Here is a 15,405-nt window from a genome sequence, read left to right on the forward strand (position 1 = left end):
GCTCCCCCCGATGCCGTCTCCCGGTCACTGTGGAAGCTTGCGGTCCTTGACCAGCAGCACCAGGAACACGTAACCGCCCACCAGCTGCCACAGCGCCCGGAACAACAGGTCGACAGGGGAGTTTCGGGCGGCGAAGGCCGGCTGGGCCGGAACCGCGGGCCGCGGCGGGGCGACGGGACTCGGCACGGCCTGGTGCGGAACCGGGCGGCGGTGGAGAAGCAGATTCTCGCTCACGACCGCCAGCGTAGGCGGCACCGGTGACCGGCGGGCAAACGCCGGGTGACGGTTGTCGCGCCGGCCGCACCCGGTATGCGGTGTGCCGCGGGATGTTCCCGGGTTGCGTTGTGCCGCGGGATGCCCATGGCTGATCGGCCGGTCAGGCCCGCGGCACCAAGCCGCGTCGGCTACTCCCGGACGGGCTTGCCGGGTCGCACGGCGGCGGTGTCGGCGACGTCGATGCGGGTCACCCCGTCGTCGGTCTTCTGCACGGTCACCCGCGGCGCGGCATCCGCCTCGTCGGCCCGCGGCGCGGTCGTGAGCTGGTCGTGGCGCTTCTCGTCGAACGACTTGTCGGCCGGGTCTTTTTCAGTCATGACCGGCACAATAACACAGCTTTCTTGAGTGCCGCCAAGCGGATTCGCTAGGCTCGCAGCATGACTGATGCACTCCGCTGGGGAGTCCTGGCCACGGGCGGAATCGCCCACCAATTCGCCGGGGACCTCGTGAAGAACGGCTTCACGGTGCAGGCCGTGGGTTCCCGCAGCCAGGCCGGTGCGGATGCGTTCGCCGCCGAGTTCGGCATCCCCACCGCGCACCCGAGCTACGCGTCGCTCGCGGCCGACCCGGAGGTGGACATCATCTACGTGGCCACCCCGCACCCGTTCCACGTGGACCACGCCACCCTCGCGCTCGAGGGCGGCAAGCACGTGCTCGTGGAGAAGCCGCTCACCGTCAACGCGGGAGAGGCCCGGCAGCTGGCGGCGCTCGCCGAGAGCAAGAACCTGCTCCTGCTCGAAGCCATGTGGACCCGGTTCCTGCCGCACATGGGCCGCATCCGCGAGATTCTCGCCGCCGGTACCCTCGGCGACGTCCGCAGCCTGATCGCCGACCACACCCAGGACCTGCCCGACGACCCCGGCCACCGCATCAACGCGCTCGAGCTCGGCGGCGGCGCGCTGCTCGACCTGGGCATCTATCCCGTGTCGTTCGCGTCGGCCCTGTTCGGCCGGCCCGAGACCATCCTCGCCTCCGCCACGTTCAAGGACACCGGGGCGGATGCGCAGGTCGCCACGATCTTCCGATACCCCGGCGGCCAGATCGCCACCCTGATCTCCGCGAGCGACACCAAGGGACCCAACACCGCCAGCATCCTCGGCACCGAGGGCCGCATCCAGATCGACGAGGTCTGGTACTCACCCACCACGTTCCGCGTGTACAACAGCGCGAACGAGGTCGTCGAAACGTACGAGACGCCCGAGATCACCGGGCGGGGCATGCACTTCCAGGCCGTCGAGGCGGAGCGCCTGGTGGCGGCGGGCCTGATCACCAGCGAGCTGCTCACCGTGACCGAGTCGGTGCAGATCATGGAGACCCTCGACGAGATCCGCGCGCAGATCGGGCTGGTCTACCCCGGCGAATAGCCGGGCTGCTCGGGTCTGCTCCGCTCGCGGCGGTACTGAACGTTCGCGGCAGACGAAAATGTTCGCGGCGTGTGAAAAAGCGCGCAATATCGCATGCTGCGAGCACTATCGCGAGCTGCGAGAACTTTCGCACGCGGGGAGTTACCCACGCCCGGATGCCGGGGCGCGTGTGTGAACTCGTGCCGCGAGCACCGACGCGCGAGTAAGGGGCCTGTGCCGCGCGGGCTGCCTCCACGGAGAACGGCGGCACACGGCCCCGCACCTCTGGCCCCGCACCTCTCTGGCCGGCTCACACCCACGCTCGCTAAAATGCCCGGGTGGATACTCCAGACCGGCCTGAGCCTGAGCGAGGCGACCCTTCCGCCACAGGAGCCGACCAGCCGACCGAGCTCCAGGCTGCGCATCCGACGACGACGCACGCGGCAACTGACGCTTCTGACCGAGGCCGCCGAGTGAAGGTGCTCGTCGCGGCAGCCGTGGCCTTCGTGCTGCTGGGCAGCGGAGCCGTCTGGGCCGGCGCGGCCACCGCCGGCACCGAGCCCGCCGCATCCATCGCCGCCGGGGAGACCAGCGCAACCCCGACCCCTGCCCCTGCCCCTACCCCCACCCCGACGACGCCGGCGGCCCGCCCCGCCCCCGGTGCGGCCACCGTCTCCACTCCGCTGCGCACTTGCTCGGTCGCGGGCCTGGCCGAGGACTCCCGCCTGGGGGAGTTCCAGGCGCAGGTCGTGAACGCCGACACCGGTGAGGTGCTCTTCGACCGGGGCGGCAGCACCGCATCCCGCGCCGCCAGCGTGCTCAAGGTGCTCACCTCCGCCGCCGCGCTGAGCGTGCTCGGCGCCGACTACCGGGCCACCACCACCGTCGTGGCCGGCCCCGAACCGGGCCAGGTGGTGCTCGTCGGCGGCGGCGACCTCACTCTGTCGAGTACCTCCACCGGCGACGAGTCGTTCTACGACGGCGCCGCGCACCTCGACGACCTCGCCGACCAGGCCCGCGCCGCGATGGGCGACACCGAGATCACCTCGGTGCTGCTGGACTCCGGCTACTTCGGCGGCCCGGACTGGGAACCCAGCTGGGACCGCAAGGAACAGACCGACGGGTACATGCCGCCGATCACCGCGCTGCAGGTCGACGGCGGCAGGGCCGACCCGTACGCCAGCACCTCCGCGCGCAGCGAGGACCCGGTCGGCCAGGCCGGCGCGGCGTTCGCCGACGAGCTCGGCGGCGCCGTGGACGTCAGCGTCGGCACCGCCCCGGCCGGCGCCGCGGTGCTGGCGTCCGTGCAGTCCCAGCCCGTCGGGGTGCTGATCAAGCAGTCCCTGATCGTGTCCGACAACGCTCTCGCCGAGATGCTCGCCCGGCTCGTGGCGGTGGAGTCCGGCACCGGCAACACCTTCACCGCCATCCAGCCCGCCGTGCTCGCGGGCCTTGCCGAGTACGGCATCGACACCACCGGCATCCTCATCGCCGACGGCTCCGGCCTCTCCGACAACAACGCCGTGCCGCCGGCGTACCTCACCAAACTGTTCCGGCAGATCAACGCCAGGGAGGGCAGCCTCGGCGAAATCTTCGACGGTCTGCCCATCGCCGGCGGCCCGTCCGGCTCACTGTCGTACAGCGACCGGTTCTCCGGTGCCAACGCGGATGCCGACGGTGCGGTATTCGCCAAGACCGGCTGGATCGACACCGGGTACACCCTCGCCGGCGTCATCCGCGCGCAGGACGGCAGCACCCTCACCTTCGCCGTATACGCGCTGGGCGATGTGGGCGATAATGCGAAGCAGGCGATCGACACCATCACGACGGGGTTCTTCCGCTGCGGGAACAACCTCTCGAACAACTGATCCACAACCGACAGGAGTGCTTCCGTGACCCGCGCACTGATCATCATCGACGTTCAGAACGACTTCACCGAGGGCGGTGCACTTCCGGTGACCGGCGGCGCCGACGTGGCTGCGGGCATCAGCACGTTCCTGGCCGCGAACGCCGGCCAGTACGGTCACATCTACGCCTCCCGGGACTGGCACGACGCCGACGGTGACAACGGCGGCCACTTCGCGGTCGACGACGCCCCCGACTTCACCGCCAGCTGGCCCGTGCACTGCGTCGCCGACACGGCCGGTGCCGAGTACCATCCGGCGCTGACCCTGCCGGAGGCGACCGTGCACATCCAGAAGGGCCAGGGGACGCCCGGCTACTCGATCTTCGAGGGCGTCGACTCCGGCGGGGAGAAGTTCGGCGAACTGCTCATCGCCGCGGGGGTGACGGATGTCGACGTGGTCGGCCTGGCCACCGACTTCTGCGTGCGCGCCTCGGGCCTGGACGCCCTCACCCACGGCCAGCACGTACGTGTGTTGACCGACCTCGTCGCCGGCGTCGACTCCGGCGCGAGCGAGCGGGCCCTCGCCGAACTCGCCCACGCCGGCGCGGTGCTCGCCACCTCCGACGCCCTCGCCCGGTAGTCCCGAGCGCGCGCCAGCACCATCCGCGCCAGTTGTGTGGTGCGCGGAGTCGCCCCAACATGCCCCTTCGCGGCCGGCGAGAGGTGTGACTACTCACGGCCGACATGCCCGGCAACCCGGCCCACTCCGGCGACTCGATCGTGCGCGGCCCCCTCTCGGGGCTGTAGCCCGCGTGCGAGATGACAGTTGAGCCCCCTTGGGGCGCGCCCAACGGGCCTCAAGTGGCATCTCGCGGATGCGTCGCTGGGTGAGGTGGCCTGTGCGGCCCCTTCCCGGTGTGGCCCGAGCGGGGGATTGTGGGCCTCTCGAGCGAGGAACAGGATGGCGGCATGGCCACCTCGACCCCCGTCCATTTCGCAGTGCCAGGCACTGATACGCACGCACCCCGCCGCTGGTGGGTGGCGCTGCTCGTGGTGGGCTGGTTCACTCTGGTCTCGGCGGTAGGCGGAGCGCTCGGCCTGATCTTCGCGAACGGGATGGGCATGCCCATCAGCTGGCTGGTGGGCACCCCGTTCGACTCCTTCCTGGTGCCGGGCCTCATCCTGCTGCTGGTTGTGGGCGGCACCCAGGCGAACGCGGTGCTGCTGCAGCACCTTCGGCATCCGTGGTACCTGGCTGCGGCCGCCATCGCCGGGTTCGGAATGCTCATCTGGATCTTCGTGGAAGTGGCGATCCTGCCCGGGTATTCGCTGCTGCACACGCTGTACTTCGGCACCGGGGTACTGCAGCTCATCGGCGTGCTGCTCTGCTTGGGCGTCCTGCCGACCGACAGGGCAGCGACGGCCGGAGCGGACAAGCGGTAGCCTGCGGCGGAGTCACATCCACGGCCGACACGCCCGCACCGACCACGCCGCAACGCCCCAGCTACCTCCAGTGGCACGCGAGTACATTTGAAGTCGACGACTTCACGGGAGGCATTTGTGGCGCACGTAACCGAAGCAGAGCTACTCCAGCACGTACCCAACGAGCTGTACATCAACGGTGAGTGGGTGCCCGCCGCCGACGGGAACACACTCACCGTGCACGACCCGTCCACGGGCAAGGTGATCAAGACCATCGCCGACGCCGGAGTCGCCGACGGTCTGGCGGCCCTCGCCGCCGCCGCCAATGCACAGGATGCCTGGGCCGCGACGCCGCCGCGGGTGCGCGGGGAGATCCTGCGCCGCAGCTTCGATCTCCTGCACGGGCGCCGGCACGAGTTCGCGCTGCTGATGACGCTGGAGATGGGCAAGCCGCTCGCCGAATCGTACGGGGAGGTCACCTACGGGGGCGAGTTCCTGCGCTGGTTCAGCGAAGAAGCCGTGCGCATCACCGGCCGGTACGGCACCAACCCCGAGGGCACCGGGCGCATGATCGTGTCGCAGCACCCGGTCGGCCCGAGCTACCTGATCACCCCGTGGAACTTCCCGCTGGCGATGGCCACCCGCAAGATCGCCCCGGCGCTCGCCGCCGGCTGCACCGTCGTGATCAAGCCCGCCGAGCTGACCCCGCTCACGACCCTGTACCTGGTCAAGCTGTTCGAGGAGGTCGGCCTGCCCGCCGGCGTGGTCAACGTGCTCACCACCTCCACCTCGGGCGCCGTCTCCGAGCCGATCATCGCCGACCCGCGGCTTCGCAAGCTCAGCTTCACCGGCTCCACCGGGGTGGGCCAGAAGCTCATCGCCCAGTCGGCGCAGAACGTGCTGCGCACGTCGATGGAGCTCGGCGGCAACGCCCCGTTCCTGGTCTTCGACGACGCCGACATGGACCGCGCCGTCGAGGGCGCCCTGGCCGCGAAGTTCCGCAACGTGGGCCAGGCCTGCACCGCCGCGAACCGGTTCATTGTGCAGGCATCCGTCGCCGACGAGTTCGCCCGCCGCGTCACCGAGGCCGTCGCCGGCTTCACCGTGGGCCGTGGCACCGAGGACGGCGTCAAGATCGGCCCGCTGATCAACGCCGACGCGGTGACCAAGGCCGACACCCTGGTGCAGGATGCCCTCGGCCGCGGCGCCACCCTGCTCACCGGCGGGCACGCCCTCGACGGCACGGGCACCTTCTTCGAGCCCACCGTGATCAACGGGGTGCAGCCGGGCAGCGACATCCTGCGCGAAGAGATCTTCGGCCCGGTGCTGTCGATCGTGCCGTTCGACGACGAGGACGACGCCGTGCGCATCGCCAACGACACCGAATACGGGCTGGTCAGCTACGTTTTCACCCGTGATCTCGCCCGTGGCCAGCGGATGATCGAACGCCTGCAGACCGGCATGATGGGCCTGAACATGGGCGTGGTCTCCAACGCCGCTGCCCCGTTCGGCGGGGTGAAGCAGTCGGGCCTGGGCCGCGAGGGCGGTTCAGAGGGCATCCACGAGTACCTGTCCACCAAATACACCCTCACCCCCGACCCCTTCGTGGACTACGACTGACCCCGTCTTTCGACAGCGGTCAAACGGTCACGTGAGCGCTCCGAAGCGACCGTTAGACCGCTTTCGCGGACCCGGAGCGGACCGAGCGGGACCGGGCGGGACCGGCGCGGCGCGTCGGTAGGCTTTTCGGATGCCCGTCATCGAGATTTCCGACCTGAGCGACCCGCGGTTGGCCGACTTCACCGTCTCCACGGATGTGGCGCTCAAGAAGGCGCGCGGCACCGAGCACGGCCTGTACATCGCCGAGTCCGCGCTGGTGCTCGAGCGGGCCCTCCGAGCCGGGCACCGGGCGCGCTCGGTGCTCACCCTGGCGAACACCCGGCGTGAAGCGGTCGCCCTCGTCGGCGACGACGTCCCGGTGTTCGTGGGCGCCGGGGAGCTGCTCACCGACCTCACCGGGTACGTGCTGCACCGCGGCCTGATCGCCGCGATGCACCGGCCCGCACTGCCCGAGCCGGCGGCGTTGCTGGCGGATGCGCGGCGCATCCTGATCCTGGAGAACGTGACGGACCCCACCAACGTGGGCGCCATCTTCCGTTCCGCCGGGGCGATCGGGGCCGATGCGATCCTCGTCACCCCGCGCTGTTCCGACCCCTTCTACCGGCGCGCGATCCGCGTGTCGATGGGCACCGTGCTGCAGGTGCCGTGGACCCGGGTCGGTGACTGGGCGAGCACCCGGCAGCTGCTCACCGAGCACGGCTTCCACGTCGCCGCGCTCGCGCTCACGGATGATGCGGTGAGCCTGCGCGACTTCCACGGCGAGCAGCACGCCCGGCTGGCGCTGCTGCTCGGCGCCGAGGGGGAAGGGCTCACGCCCGACGCCCTCGCCGCGGCCGACTCCGTGGTGCAGATCCCGATGAAGCACGGCATCGACTCCCTCAACGTGGCCGCCGCCAGCGCCGTCGCGATGTGGGCATTGTCCGGCTGACCGGCAGATCATCTCCGAGCAAACGCCGACCGCAACCTTCCTCAACGCTGAATATCGGCGAACGCTGGGCCTCGTGTTACCTGTTGTTTACCCAACGGCGCTCTCTGGAACATGCCCGAAACAAAGTGCTACAGAGTGTGAAACACGCCGCTGGCAATGTGTCATGTACCCGACGCGAGCCGCTGCGTCCTGCAGAGAGGTTTTTCCAGTGGATCAAGGTAATACTGCTTTCATACTGCTGTCCGCAGCGTTTGTCCTGCTCATGACTCCAGGACTCGCGTTCTTCTACGGTGGTCTGGTCAAGGCCAAGAGCGTCATCAGCATGATGATGATGAGTTTCGGAGCCCTCGGCCTGATCGGCGTGCTCTGGGTCATCTACGGTTACGCGATCGCGTTCCCCGGCGCGGAGGGCACCGTGGCACCGTGGGCGATCGACTGGTCCAACATCGGCCTGACCGCTGCCCTCGAGACTCCTGAGGGCGCCGCTTACCCGCCGCTGGCCTTCGTCGCATTCCAGGCGACCTTCGCCATCATCACGGTCGCGCTAATCTCCGGTGCGATCGCCGACCGCGCCAAGTTCGGCTCCTGGATGATCTTCGCCGGTATCTGGGCGACGGTCGTGTACTTCCCGGTCGCCAGCTGGGTCTTCAACTTCGGCCTCGCCGAGGACGGCAGCTTCGCCTACGGCGGCTGGATCACCCACGGCCTGCAGGATGTCTTCGGCCTCGGCGCGATCGACTTCGCCGGTGGCACCGCGGTCCACATCAACGCCGGTGCGGCGGCCCTCGCCCTCGCCCTGGTGCTCGGCAAGCGCGTCGGATTCTCCAAGGGCGTTCACGTCCCGCACAACCCGCCCTTCGTCCTCCTCGGCGCCGGCCTGCTCTGGTTCGGCTGGTTCGGCTTCAACGCCGGCTCGGAGCTTGCCGCTGACGGCACCGCGGCCCTCGCCTTCGTCAACACGATTGCGGCACCGTCCGCAGCCCTACTGGCCTGGCTCGTGGTCGAAAAGATCCGCGACGGAAAGCCGACCTCGGTCGGTGCCGCATCCGGAGCCGTCGCCGGCCTCGTTGCGATCACCCCGGCCTGCGGTTCGCTGCAGCCGATCTGGGCGATCGTCCTCGGCATCATCGCCGGTGCGGTCTGCGCCATCGCCGTCGACCTCAAGTTCAAGCTGGGCTTCGATGACTCGCTCGACGTCGTGGGCATCCACCTCGTCGGTGGCATGATCGGCACCCTGTACCTGGGCTTCTTCGCCAACGGCACCGGCCTGTTCCTGGGCGGCGACGGCACGCAGCTGCTCGTCCAGGCGATCGCCGCGTTCTCCGTTCTGATCTACTCCTTCGTTCTCGCCTTCGTCATCGCCTTCGCCATCGAGAAGACGATCGGCTTCCGCGTGAAGAACGAGGACGAGATCGCGGGCATCGACTCCGTCATGCACGGCGAAGAGGGCTACGTCCTCACCGACGCCAAGGCCTGATCACCCCGAAAGTCCGAGCAAGCCGAAATGTGCTGGATGGTTGATATGCAAACCATCCAGCACATTTCTGTGTCCGCGCCCCACGACCGAACCCTCCGATGAGCGTCACCGCAGAGAACGACGGGCTCGACACGCCTCGAACTCCTCCCCGCAGCATCCGTCTGGCCGACCTGCCCCGCCAGCACCTGGACCAGGGCCGGGGCAGCGCCCGGGAGATCTGGGCGGATCTCGACCACGACCTGAACCTGCGGTGGCAGCTCCGGGTGGTCGACATCAAGGACTCCACCGGGTTGCTGGTCGGTCCGGCCGGGACCCACCACTACGTGGTCGGGGTCGCGGGGCCGCAGGTGGCGGTGCGGAACGCCGAATCGAGCCGGGTGCTCCGCCGGGACCAGGTCATGCCCGTGCTCTCCTCCAGGGTGCACTTCGAACGACCCAAGCTGCGACCTCCCGGCGTGAGCTCGCTGATGGTGCTGACCTTTTCCGGCGCCGCCCAGCCGCCCGTGTTCATCACCGGCACCGTGGCGCAGGGTGCCGAGCTGCGGGCAGGCGCGCAGCTCCTGGTCGCGCTGCGCGGCACCGTGCACCTGGACGGGATGGAGGCGGACCCGGGGTCGGCACTGCTGCTGGACCCCGCGCAGACGCACCGGCTGCGGGCCACGACCGCGAGCATCCTCACCGTCAACCTGCCTCGATCCGACGAGGCGACATCCGTCTGAACCCGCCCCGAACCGGCCCCGAGCCGGCTGGGCGAGGCGCGGGCCTAGGCTGGGTTCATGAGCAATGATGCTGTCATCGTCGATGTCGTCCGCACGCCCTCCGGACGCGGCAAGCCCGGCGGCGCTCTCGCCGGCGTGCACCCCGCAGACCTCCTCGCCGGGGTGCTGAAAGACCTGGTCAGCCGCAACGACCTGGACCCGGCCCTGGTCGACGACGTGATCGGCGGATGCCTCACCCAGGTCGGCGAACAGAGCACCAACATCACCCGCACCGCGCTGCTGGGCGCCGGGTTCCCCGACTCGGTGCCCGGCACCACCATCGACCGGCAGTGCGGCTCCAGCCAGCAGGCCGCGACGTTCGCCGCGCAGGGTGTGCTCGCCGGCAGCTACGACATCGTCATCGCCTGCGGGGTGGAGTCGATGAGCCGGGTGCCGCTCGGCTCGGCGGGCGGTCCGGTTCCGGCCGGCGGCTCCGACGCGGCGGGCCGCACCGAGGGCTGGGGCTCGCCCACCGCCTGGTCGGCGGTGGCCAGCCAGGACCCGCACGGCCGGCTGATGCACGAGCGCTATCCGCAGGGCCTGGTCGGCCAGGGTGTCGCCGCCGAGCTGATCAGCGCCACTTGGGGCCTCACCCGCACCGAGCTCGACGAGTACGCCGCCCGGTCCCATCGGCTCGCCGCGGCGGCCGCCGACCGCGGCGAGTTCCGGGCATCCCTGCTGCCGGTGACCCTCGCCGACGGCCGCCGGGTCGCCGCGGATGAGACCATCCGCCGGCGCAGCACCGTCGAGACCCTCGCGGACCTGCCGCTGGCGTTTCGCACCGACGAGCTCGCCGCCCGGTTCCCCGAGGTGAACTGGCAGATCACCGCCGGAAACTCCTCACCGCTGACGGACGGCGCCTCCGCCGCCCTGATCATGAGCGCCGACCGGGCCGCCGCGCTCGGCCTCACTCCCCGCGCCCGGTTCCACAGCTTCGCGGTCACCGGCAGCGACCCGCTGCTGATGCTCACCGGTGTGATTCCCGCCACTGAGCGCATCCTGGCCCGCTCCGGCCTGACCATCGACGACCTGGACGCCTACGAGGTCAACGAGGCGTTCGCCTGCGTGCCGCTGGTGTGGCAACGCGAACTGCGCGCCGACCCGGCCAAGCTCAACGCCTCCGGCGGCGCCATCGCCCTCGGCCACGCGCTCGGGTCCTCCGGCACCCGGCTGCTGGGCACCCTGCTCGGCAGCCTCGAGGCCGGCGGCGGACGCTACGGCCTGCAGACCATGTGCGAGGGCGGCGGCATGGCCAACGCCACAATCATCGAACGGCTCTGATGCGCATCGACGGATGCTCCGCCCTGGTCACCGGCGCCGCCTCCGGCCTCGGCCTGGCCACAGCGCGGGCCCTGCACGCGGCTGGCGCAGCCGTCGTGCTGTTCGACCTGGCCGGCTCAGCGGGTGCGGAACGCGCCGCCGAATTGAGCGCGGAGGCCTGGTCAACACCTGATTCCGACCCTGCGGGCGACCCCCCGGGTTCCACAGTGACCGGGCGCCAAGCCGCGCCGAGGCGTCCGGCCGAGGCTATATTCCTTTTGGGGAATGTAACCGATGAGGTGGATGTGCAGGCCGCGGTCGAGGCTGCGGGCGCGCGTGCGCCGCTGCGGATCGTGGTCAACTGTGCCGGCATCGCCCCCGCCGCCCGCACCGTCGGCCGGTTTGGTCCCCAACCCCTGGCCGACTTCGAGCGGGTCCTGCGCGTGAACCTCCTCGGCTCCTACAACGTGGTGCGCCTCGCCGCCGCCGCCATGCAGGCCACCGCCCCGATCGGCGACGACCCGGCCAGTACCGACCCGGCCGGCACCGGCTTGGCCGGCACCGACCCGGCCGGCGCCCGCCCCGCAGCTCTCCGCCTGGTCGGCACCCCCGAGCGCGGCGTCATCGTGAACACGGCATCCGTGGCCGCCTTCGACGGCCAGATCGGCCAGGCCGCCTATGCGGCCTCGAAGGGCGGTGTCGCCGCAATGACACTGCCGCTGGCCAGGGAATTCGCGCGCTCCCTCATCCGCGTCGTGACCATAGCACCCGGCCTTTTCGACACCCCGTTGCTACAGGGCCTGCCCGCTGAGGCGCGCGCATCCCTCGGCGCCCAGGTGCCGCATCCGGCCCGGCTCGGCGATCCGACCGAATACGCCGCCCTCGTGCGCCATATCGTGGAGAACCCCATGCTCAACGGCGAAACCATCCGCCTCGACGGGGCCATCCGGATGGCCCCCCGGTAGCAATCCTTTCCGCGGCACGCAATAACGCTCGCGGCGTGCGATATCCAGGCTCATATCGCCCGCCGCGAGCACTTTCGCACGCCGCGAGAGTGGGCCTTGACTTGACCAGTACACTCATCAGAAAAACCCCCACAGGGAAGGTGCCGGCGTTGAGCTCATTCGCGACCGAACTGCGTCGGGTCGTGCAGCCGCGCGCCCGCATCATCATCGACAACGACTTCTCCGGCGACCCCGACGGGCTGGTGCAGCTCGTGCACCACGTGCTGTCGCCCTCGGTCGAGATCCGCGCGATCATCGGCTCCCATCTCAAGCCGGGCGACGGGTTCGACCCGTCCGAACGGACCGCCGACAACGCCGCCGCGGCCGCCCGCACCGTGCTCGACCTGCTCGGCCGCACCGGCACGATTCCCGTCCTGGCCGGGTCGAACGTCGGGATGGTCAACCCGCTTTCGCCCATCCGGTCCGCGGCAACGGATGCCATCATCGCCGAGGCCATGCGCACCGACACCGACCTGCCGCTCTTCGTGGCCTGCGGGGCCGGCCTCACCGAGATCGCCAGCGCCTATCTGCTCGAGCCGCGCATCGCGAGCCGGCTCACCCTGGTCTGGATCGGCGGCCCCGAGCACGCCGGACTCGCCGTGCCGCCACCGGGCTCGCACGGCCCCGAGTACAACCTGGCCATCGACATCCCCGCCGCCCGGGTGATCTTCGACTCGTTCATGCCGATCTGGCAGGTGCCCCGCGACACCTACCGGCAGACGCTGTTCACCTGGGCCGAACTGCTCACGGATGTGCGCCCGCACGGCGCCGTCGGCGCGCACCTCTACGACGCCCTCGCGCACGTCGCCGACATGGTCAGCAAGCACGGGATGAACATCGGTGAAACGTACATCATGGGCGACAGCCCGCTCGTGCTCCTGACCGCGCTGCAGTCGTCCTTCGAGGCCGACCCCTCCTCGAGCGAGTACGTCACCCGCACCGTGCCGCGCATCTGCGCCGACGGGTCGTACGACATCATCCCGCGGCAAGGCCCCCGGCCGATGCGGGTGTACACCCGGCTCGACCTGCGGCTGCTCTTCGCCGACTTTACCGCCAAGCTCGCCGCCCACGCCGCCGGCTGACCCCACGCCCGACCCGCGCAACGGCGCAACGACTCGATTGAGCTCGGCGGTGCCGGCGGTACCGCTGGCCTAGAGCTCCACGGCGAGCAGCGGCCGCAGGTAGTTGCGTATCTCCTGGGCCATGTCCACCGTGTCCCGGTCGAGCAGCCACTGCACCTGCAGGCCGTCACTCATGGCGATCATGCCGCGGGCGGCGCTGCCGGGGGAGACGCCGGCGGCAAGCTGGCCGGCATCCTGCACGGCCTGGAACGCCGCGGTGAGGAACGACAGCACCCAGGCGTAACGCCGCACGAAATACTCGTGTGCCGGATGCTCCGGCGAGGTCGCCTCGGCGGAGAGCACGCAGTGCAGTTCCACCAGGCCGGGCACCTGATGAGCGTTGTAATCGATCAGCCGGACGAAGCCGCGGATGGTGTCGATGCTGGCCGGTGCCGAGAGGTCGACGTACTCCGTCGCCCGGTCGTCGCGCAGCTCAAGCACGCCGGCGAGGAGCTCGTTCTTGTTCGCGAAATGGTGCAGCAGGCCGGCCTGGCTGATGCCCACCACCTCGGCGATTTCCCGGATCGATCCGGAGCGGAAACCGTTGGTGGCGAAGACGTCCATGCCCGCCTCGAGGATCTCACGGCGCCGCCCCGCTGTCTTGGCGTAGGCGCCGCGCGGCTTTCGGGTTGCAACGGTGGGGATCATGGGCCGACTTTAGCGCGCTCGGTAACAATTTAGCTAAAACCTACCAACCGCTCGCTTTTCGTGTTAGCTTCGGTCTTCGAGGCGGGCCAACGACGGACTGCACGTAGCGAAAGGGAACACCGATGTTCCGATGGAAAAGCGTCACAGCGGCGGTCGCCGTTGCAGCTCTAGCCCTCACGGGCTGCTCCGGCAGTGGTTCATCCTCTGAGGATTCCGCGTCCAGCACACTCACCCTGGGCGTCATCGTCCCGGCCACGACCTTCGAGGCCGCGAACATGAACTTCGCCAACGAGTCGCCCTACGGACAGGCCGTCTATGACACCCTGCTGAAGGAAGACCCGGCCGGCGAGCTGCTGCCGAGCCTGGCCACCGAATGGTCGTACAACGACGACAACACCGTACTCACCCTCACCCTCCGCGATGACGTAAAGTTCACCGACGGCACCCCGTTCAACGCCGACGCGGCGGCGCAGAACCTCACCCGGTTCCGTGACGGCACCTCGCCGAACAAGTCCTTCCTCGCCTCCCTCGGTTCGGCCACGGCCATTGACGAGACCACAGTGGAGCTCACCCTCACCCAGCCCGACCCGGCACTGCTGCACTACCTGAGCCAGAACGCCGGCATGCAGGGCAGCCCCGCCGCCTTCGGTGCCGCGGATGCCAAGACCAACCCGGTCGGCTCCGGCCCGTACATCCTCGACACCGACAAGACCGTCGTGGGAACCTCGTACGAGTTCACCGCGAACCCGGACTACTGGGACGAGGAGAACGTGCACTACGACAACCTGTCCCTCAAGGTCTACGCCGACAGCACCTCAATGTTGAACGCCGTCAAGGGCGGCCAGGTCAACGGCGCCAAGCTGCTCGACAACACCAACAACGCCGAGGTCGAATCGGCCGGCTACACCCTCAACCCGTTCGAGCTCGACTGGACCGGCCTGATCATCTTCGACCGTGACGGGTCGATGAACCCGGCACTGGGCGACGTGAAGGTTCGCCAGGCGCTCAACTACGCCATCGACGGTGAGGCAATGCTCACGGCCGTCGGCGAAGGACTCGGCACTCCCACCAGCCAAATCTTCCCGGACTCCTCGGCCGCCTACGACGCGGACCTCGACGACCGCTACGCCTACGACCCCGACGAAGCCATCAAGCTGCTGGACGAAGCCGGTTACGGCGACGGCCTCACCCTGGAAATGCCCAGTACCTCGCTCGGCAACCCGGCCGTCTTCACGCTCATCGAGCAGCAGCTGAAGGATGTCGGCATCACGGTGAACTACACCGACGCCGGCAACAACTTCATCGCCGACATCCTCGCCCCCAAGTACGGGGTCACCTGGATGCAGCTGCAGCAGGACAACGACTGGGCGCTGATCAACTTCGAGCTCACCCCGAACGCGTCCTTCAACCCCACCAAGTACCAGGATCCGACCGTCGACGCACTGGTCGCGACCATCGGCACCTCCACCGGTGACGAGGCGGATGCGGCGCTCAAGGAACTCAACGCCTACATCGTCGAGCAGGCCTGGTTCGCCCCGTGGTACCGCGTGCAGTCCAACTACGCGACGGATGCCCAGACCGAGGTCGAGACCCAGGTCGGCAACGCCTACCCCTACCTCTGGAACTTCACCCCCGCCTCCTAGGTAGTCCGGCCGGGCCGCGCGAACCTGCGCGGCCCGGCCCACCGGCCCACCCCACGGGC

The 15,405-nt window shown here is 69.5% G+C and carries 15 protein-coding genes; 12 read left to right on the forward strand and 3 right to left on the reverse strand.

Going from position 1 to position 15,405, the window contains the following annotated elements:
* Window positions 1–24: 24 nt before the first annotated feature.
* Window positions 25–234: a hypothetical protein gene (locus JWP54_RS04305; protein WP_297367750.1), complete on the reverse strand. Its 210-nt coding sequence runs from the start codon at window positions 232–234 to the stop codon at window positions 25–27.
* A gap of 170 nt (window positions 235–404) precedes the next feature.
* Window positions 405–593 carry a multidrug transporter gene (locus JWP54_RS04310; RefSeq protein ID WP_297367753.1) on the reverse strand — a complete coding sequence of 63 codons (189 nt, stop codon included), beginning with the start codon at window positions 591–593 and terminating at the stop codon, window positions 405–407.
* Between the two features lie 60 nt (window positions 594–653).
* Between JWP54_RS04310 and JWP54_RS04315 the strand changes: the two genes are divergently transcribed.
* The 11 genes from JWP54_RS04315 to JWP54_RS04365 all read left to right on the forward strand — a co-directional run bounded on the left by JWP54_RS04315 (window position 654) and on the right by JWP54_RS04365 (window position 13,016).
* Entirely contained in the window at window positions 654–1,640 is a 987-nt protein-coding gene (locus JWP54_RS04315; protein WP_297367756.1) for a Gfo/Idh/MocA family oxidoreductase, read from the forward strand.
* Window positions 1,641–2,092: 452 nt separating this feature from the next.
* Window positions 2,093–3,487: a D-alanyl-D-alanine carboxypeptidase/D-alanyl-D-alanine-endopeptidase gene (gene dacB, locus JWP54_RS04320; protein ID WP_297367759.1), complete on the forward strand. Its 1,395-nt coding sequence runs from the start codon at window positions 2,093–2,095 to the stop codon at window positions 3,485–3,487.
* 24 nt (window positions 3,488–3,511) lie between these two features.
* The gene (locus tag JWP54_RS04325) at window positions 3,512–4,105 is read left to right on the forward strand and encodes an isochorismatase family protein (RefSeq protein ID WP_297367763.1); all 594 of its coding nucleotides are present in this window, start codon (window positions 3,512–3,514) and stop codon (window positions 4,103–4,105) included.
* Window positions 4,106–4,434: 329 nt separating this feature from the next.
* The gene (locus JWP54_RS04330) at window positions 4,435–4,908 is read left to right on the forward strand and encodes a hypothetical protein (protein ID WP_297367766.1); all 474 of its coding nucleotides are present in this window, start codon (window positions 4,435–4,437) and stop codon (window positions 4,906–4,908) included.
* A gap of 117 nt (window positions 4,909–5,025) precedes the next feature.
* On the forward strand, window positions 5,026–6,507 hold the full coding sequence (locus tag JWP54_RS04335; protein ID WP_297367768.1) for an NAD-dependent succinate-semialdehyde dehydrogenase: 1,482 nt from the start codon (window positions 5,026–5,028) through the stop codon (window positions 6,505–6,507).
* Between the two features lie 130 nt (window positions 6,508–6,637).
* Window positions 6,638–7,435, forward strand: a complete 798-nt coding sequence (locus JWP54_RS04340) for an RNA methyltransferase (protein ID WP_297367771.1) — start codon at window positions 6,638–6,640, stop codon at window positions 7,433–7,435.
* Window positions 7,436–7,643: 208 nt separating this feature from the next.
* Window positions 7,644–8,912 carry an ammonium transporter gene (locus tag JWP54_RS04345; protein ID WP_297367774.1) on the forward strand — a complete coding sequence of 423 codons (1,269 nt, stop codon included), beginning with the start codon at window positions 7,644–7,646 and terminating at the stop codon, window positions 8,910–8,912.
* 98 nt (window positions 8,913–9,010) lie between these two features.
* Window positions 9,011–9,631: a hypothetical protein gene (locus JWP54_RS04350; protein WP_297367776.1), complete on the forward strand. Its 621-nt coding sequence runs from the start codon at window positions 9,011–9,013 to the stop codon at window positions 9,629–9,631.
* 57 nt (window positions 9,632–9,688) lie between these two features.
* Window positions 9,689–10,951, forward strand: a complete 1,263-nt coding sequence (locus JWP54_RS04355; protein WP_297367779.1) for a thiolase family protein — start codon at window positions 9,689–9,691, stop codon at window positions 10,949–10,951.
* A complete protein-coding gene (locus JWP54_RS04360; RefSeq protein WP_297367782.1) occupies window positions 10,951–11,895 on the forward strand; it encodes an SDR family NAD(P)-dependent oxidoreductase in 945 nt (314 codons plus the stop codon). Before JWP54_RS04355 ends, JWP54_RS04360 begins: the two co-directional genes overlap by 1 nt.
* 149 nt (window positions 11,896–12,044) lie before the next feature.
* Entirely contained in the window at window positions 12,045–13,016 is a 972-nt protein-coding gene (locus JWP54_RS04365; protein ID WP_297367785.1) for a nucleoside hydrolase, read from the forward strand.
* A gap of 69 nt (window positions 13,017–13,085) precedes the next feature.
* Here JWP54_RS04365 and JWP54_RS04370 read toward each other — a convergent pair whose 3' ends face one another.
* A complete protein-coding gene (locus JWP54_RS04370; protein ID WP_297367789.1) occupies window positions 13,086–13,703 on the reverse strand; it encodes a TetR/AcrR family transcriptional regulator in 618 nt (205 codons plus the stop codon).
* Window positions 13,704–13,825: 122 nt separating this feature from the next.
* On the opposite strand from JWP54_RS04370, the gene JWP54_RS04375 reads away from it, so the two are divergent.
* A complete protein-coding gene (locus JWP54_RS04375; RefSeq protein ID WP_297367792.1) occupies window positions 13,826–15,346 on the forward strand; it encodes an ABC transporter substrate-binding protein in 1,521 nt (506 codons plus the stop codon).
* Window positions 15,347–15,405 lie beyond the last annotated feature (59 nt).

The organism is Cryobacterium sp., from assembly GCF_025463825.1.
In the GTDB taxonomy this organism is placed as follows: Bacteria; Actinomycetota; Actinomycetes; order Actinomycetales; family Microbacteriaceae; genus Cryobacterium.

Coding starts and splice junctions, on each gene's coding strand:
- JWP54_RS04330 (WP_297367766.1), top strand. CDS start 4,435: ATGGCCACCTCGACCCCCGTCCATTTCGCAGTGCCAGGCACTGATACG.
- JWP54_RS04340 (WP_297367771.1), top strand. CDS start 6,638: ATGCCCGTCATCGAGATTTCCGACCTGAGCGACCCGCGGTTGGCCGAC.
- JWP54_RS04355 (WP_297367779.1), top strand. CDS start 9,689: ATGAGCAATGATGCTGTCATCGTCGATGTCGTCCGCACGCCCTCCGGA.
- JWP54_RS04310 (WP_297367753.1), bottom strand. CDS start 593: ATGACTGAAAAAGACCCGGCCGACAAGTCGTTCGACGAGAAGCGCCAC.
- JWP54_RS04315 (WP_297367756.1), top strand. CDS start 654: ATGACTGATGCACTCCGCTGGGGAGTCCTGGCCACGGGCGGAATCGCC.
- JWP54_RS04360 (WP_297367782.1), top strand. CDS start 10,951: ATGCGCATCGACGGATGCTCCGCCCTGGTCACCGGCGCCGCCTCCGGC.
- JWP54_RS04375 (WP_297367792.1), top strand. CDS start 13,826: ATGTTCCGATGGAAAAGCGTCACAGCGGCGGTCGCCGTTGCAGCTCTA.
- JWP54_RS04350 (WP_297367776.1), top strand. CDS start 9,011: ATGAGCGTCACCGCAGAGAACGACGGGCTCGACACGCCTCGAACTCCT.
- JWP54_RS04370 (WP_297367789.1), bottom strand. CDS start 13,703: ATGATCCCCACCGTTGCAACCCGAAAGCCGCGCGGCGCCTACGCCAAG.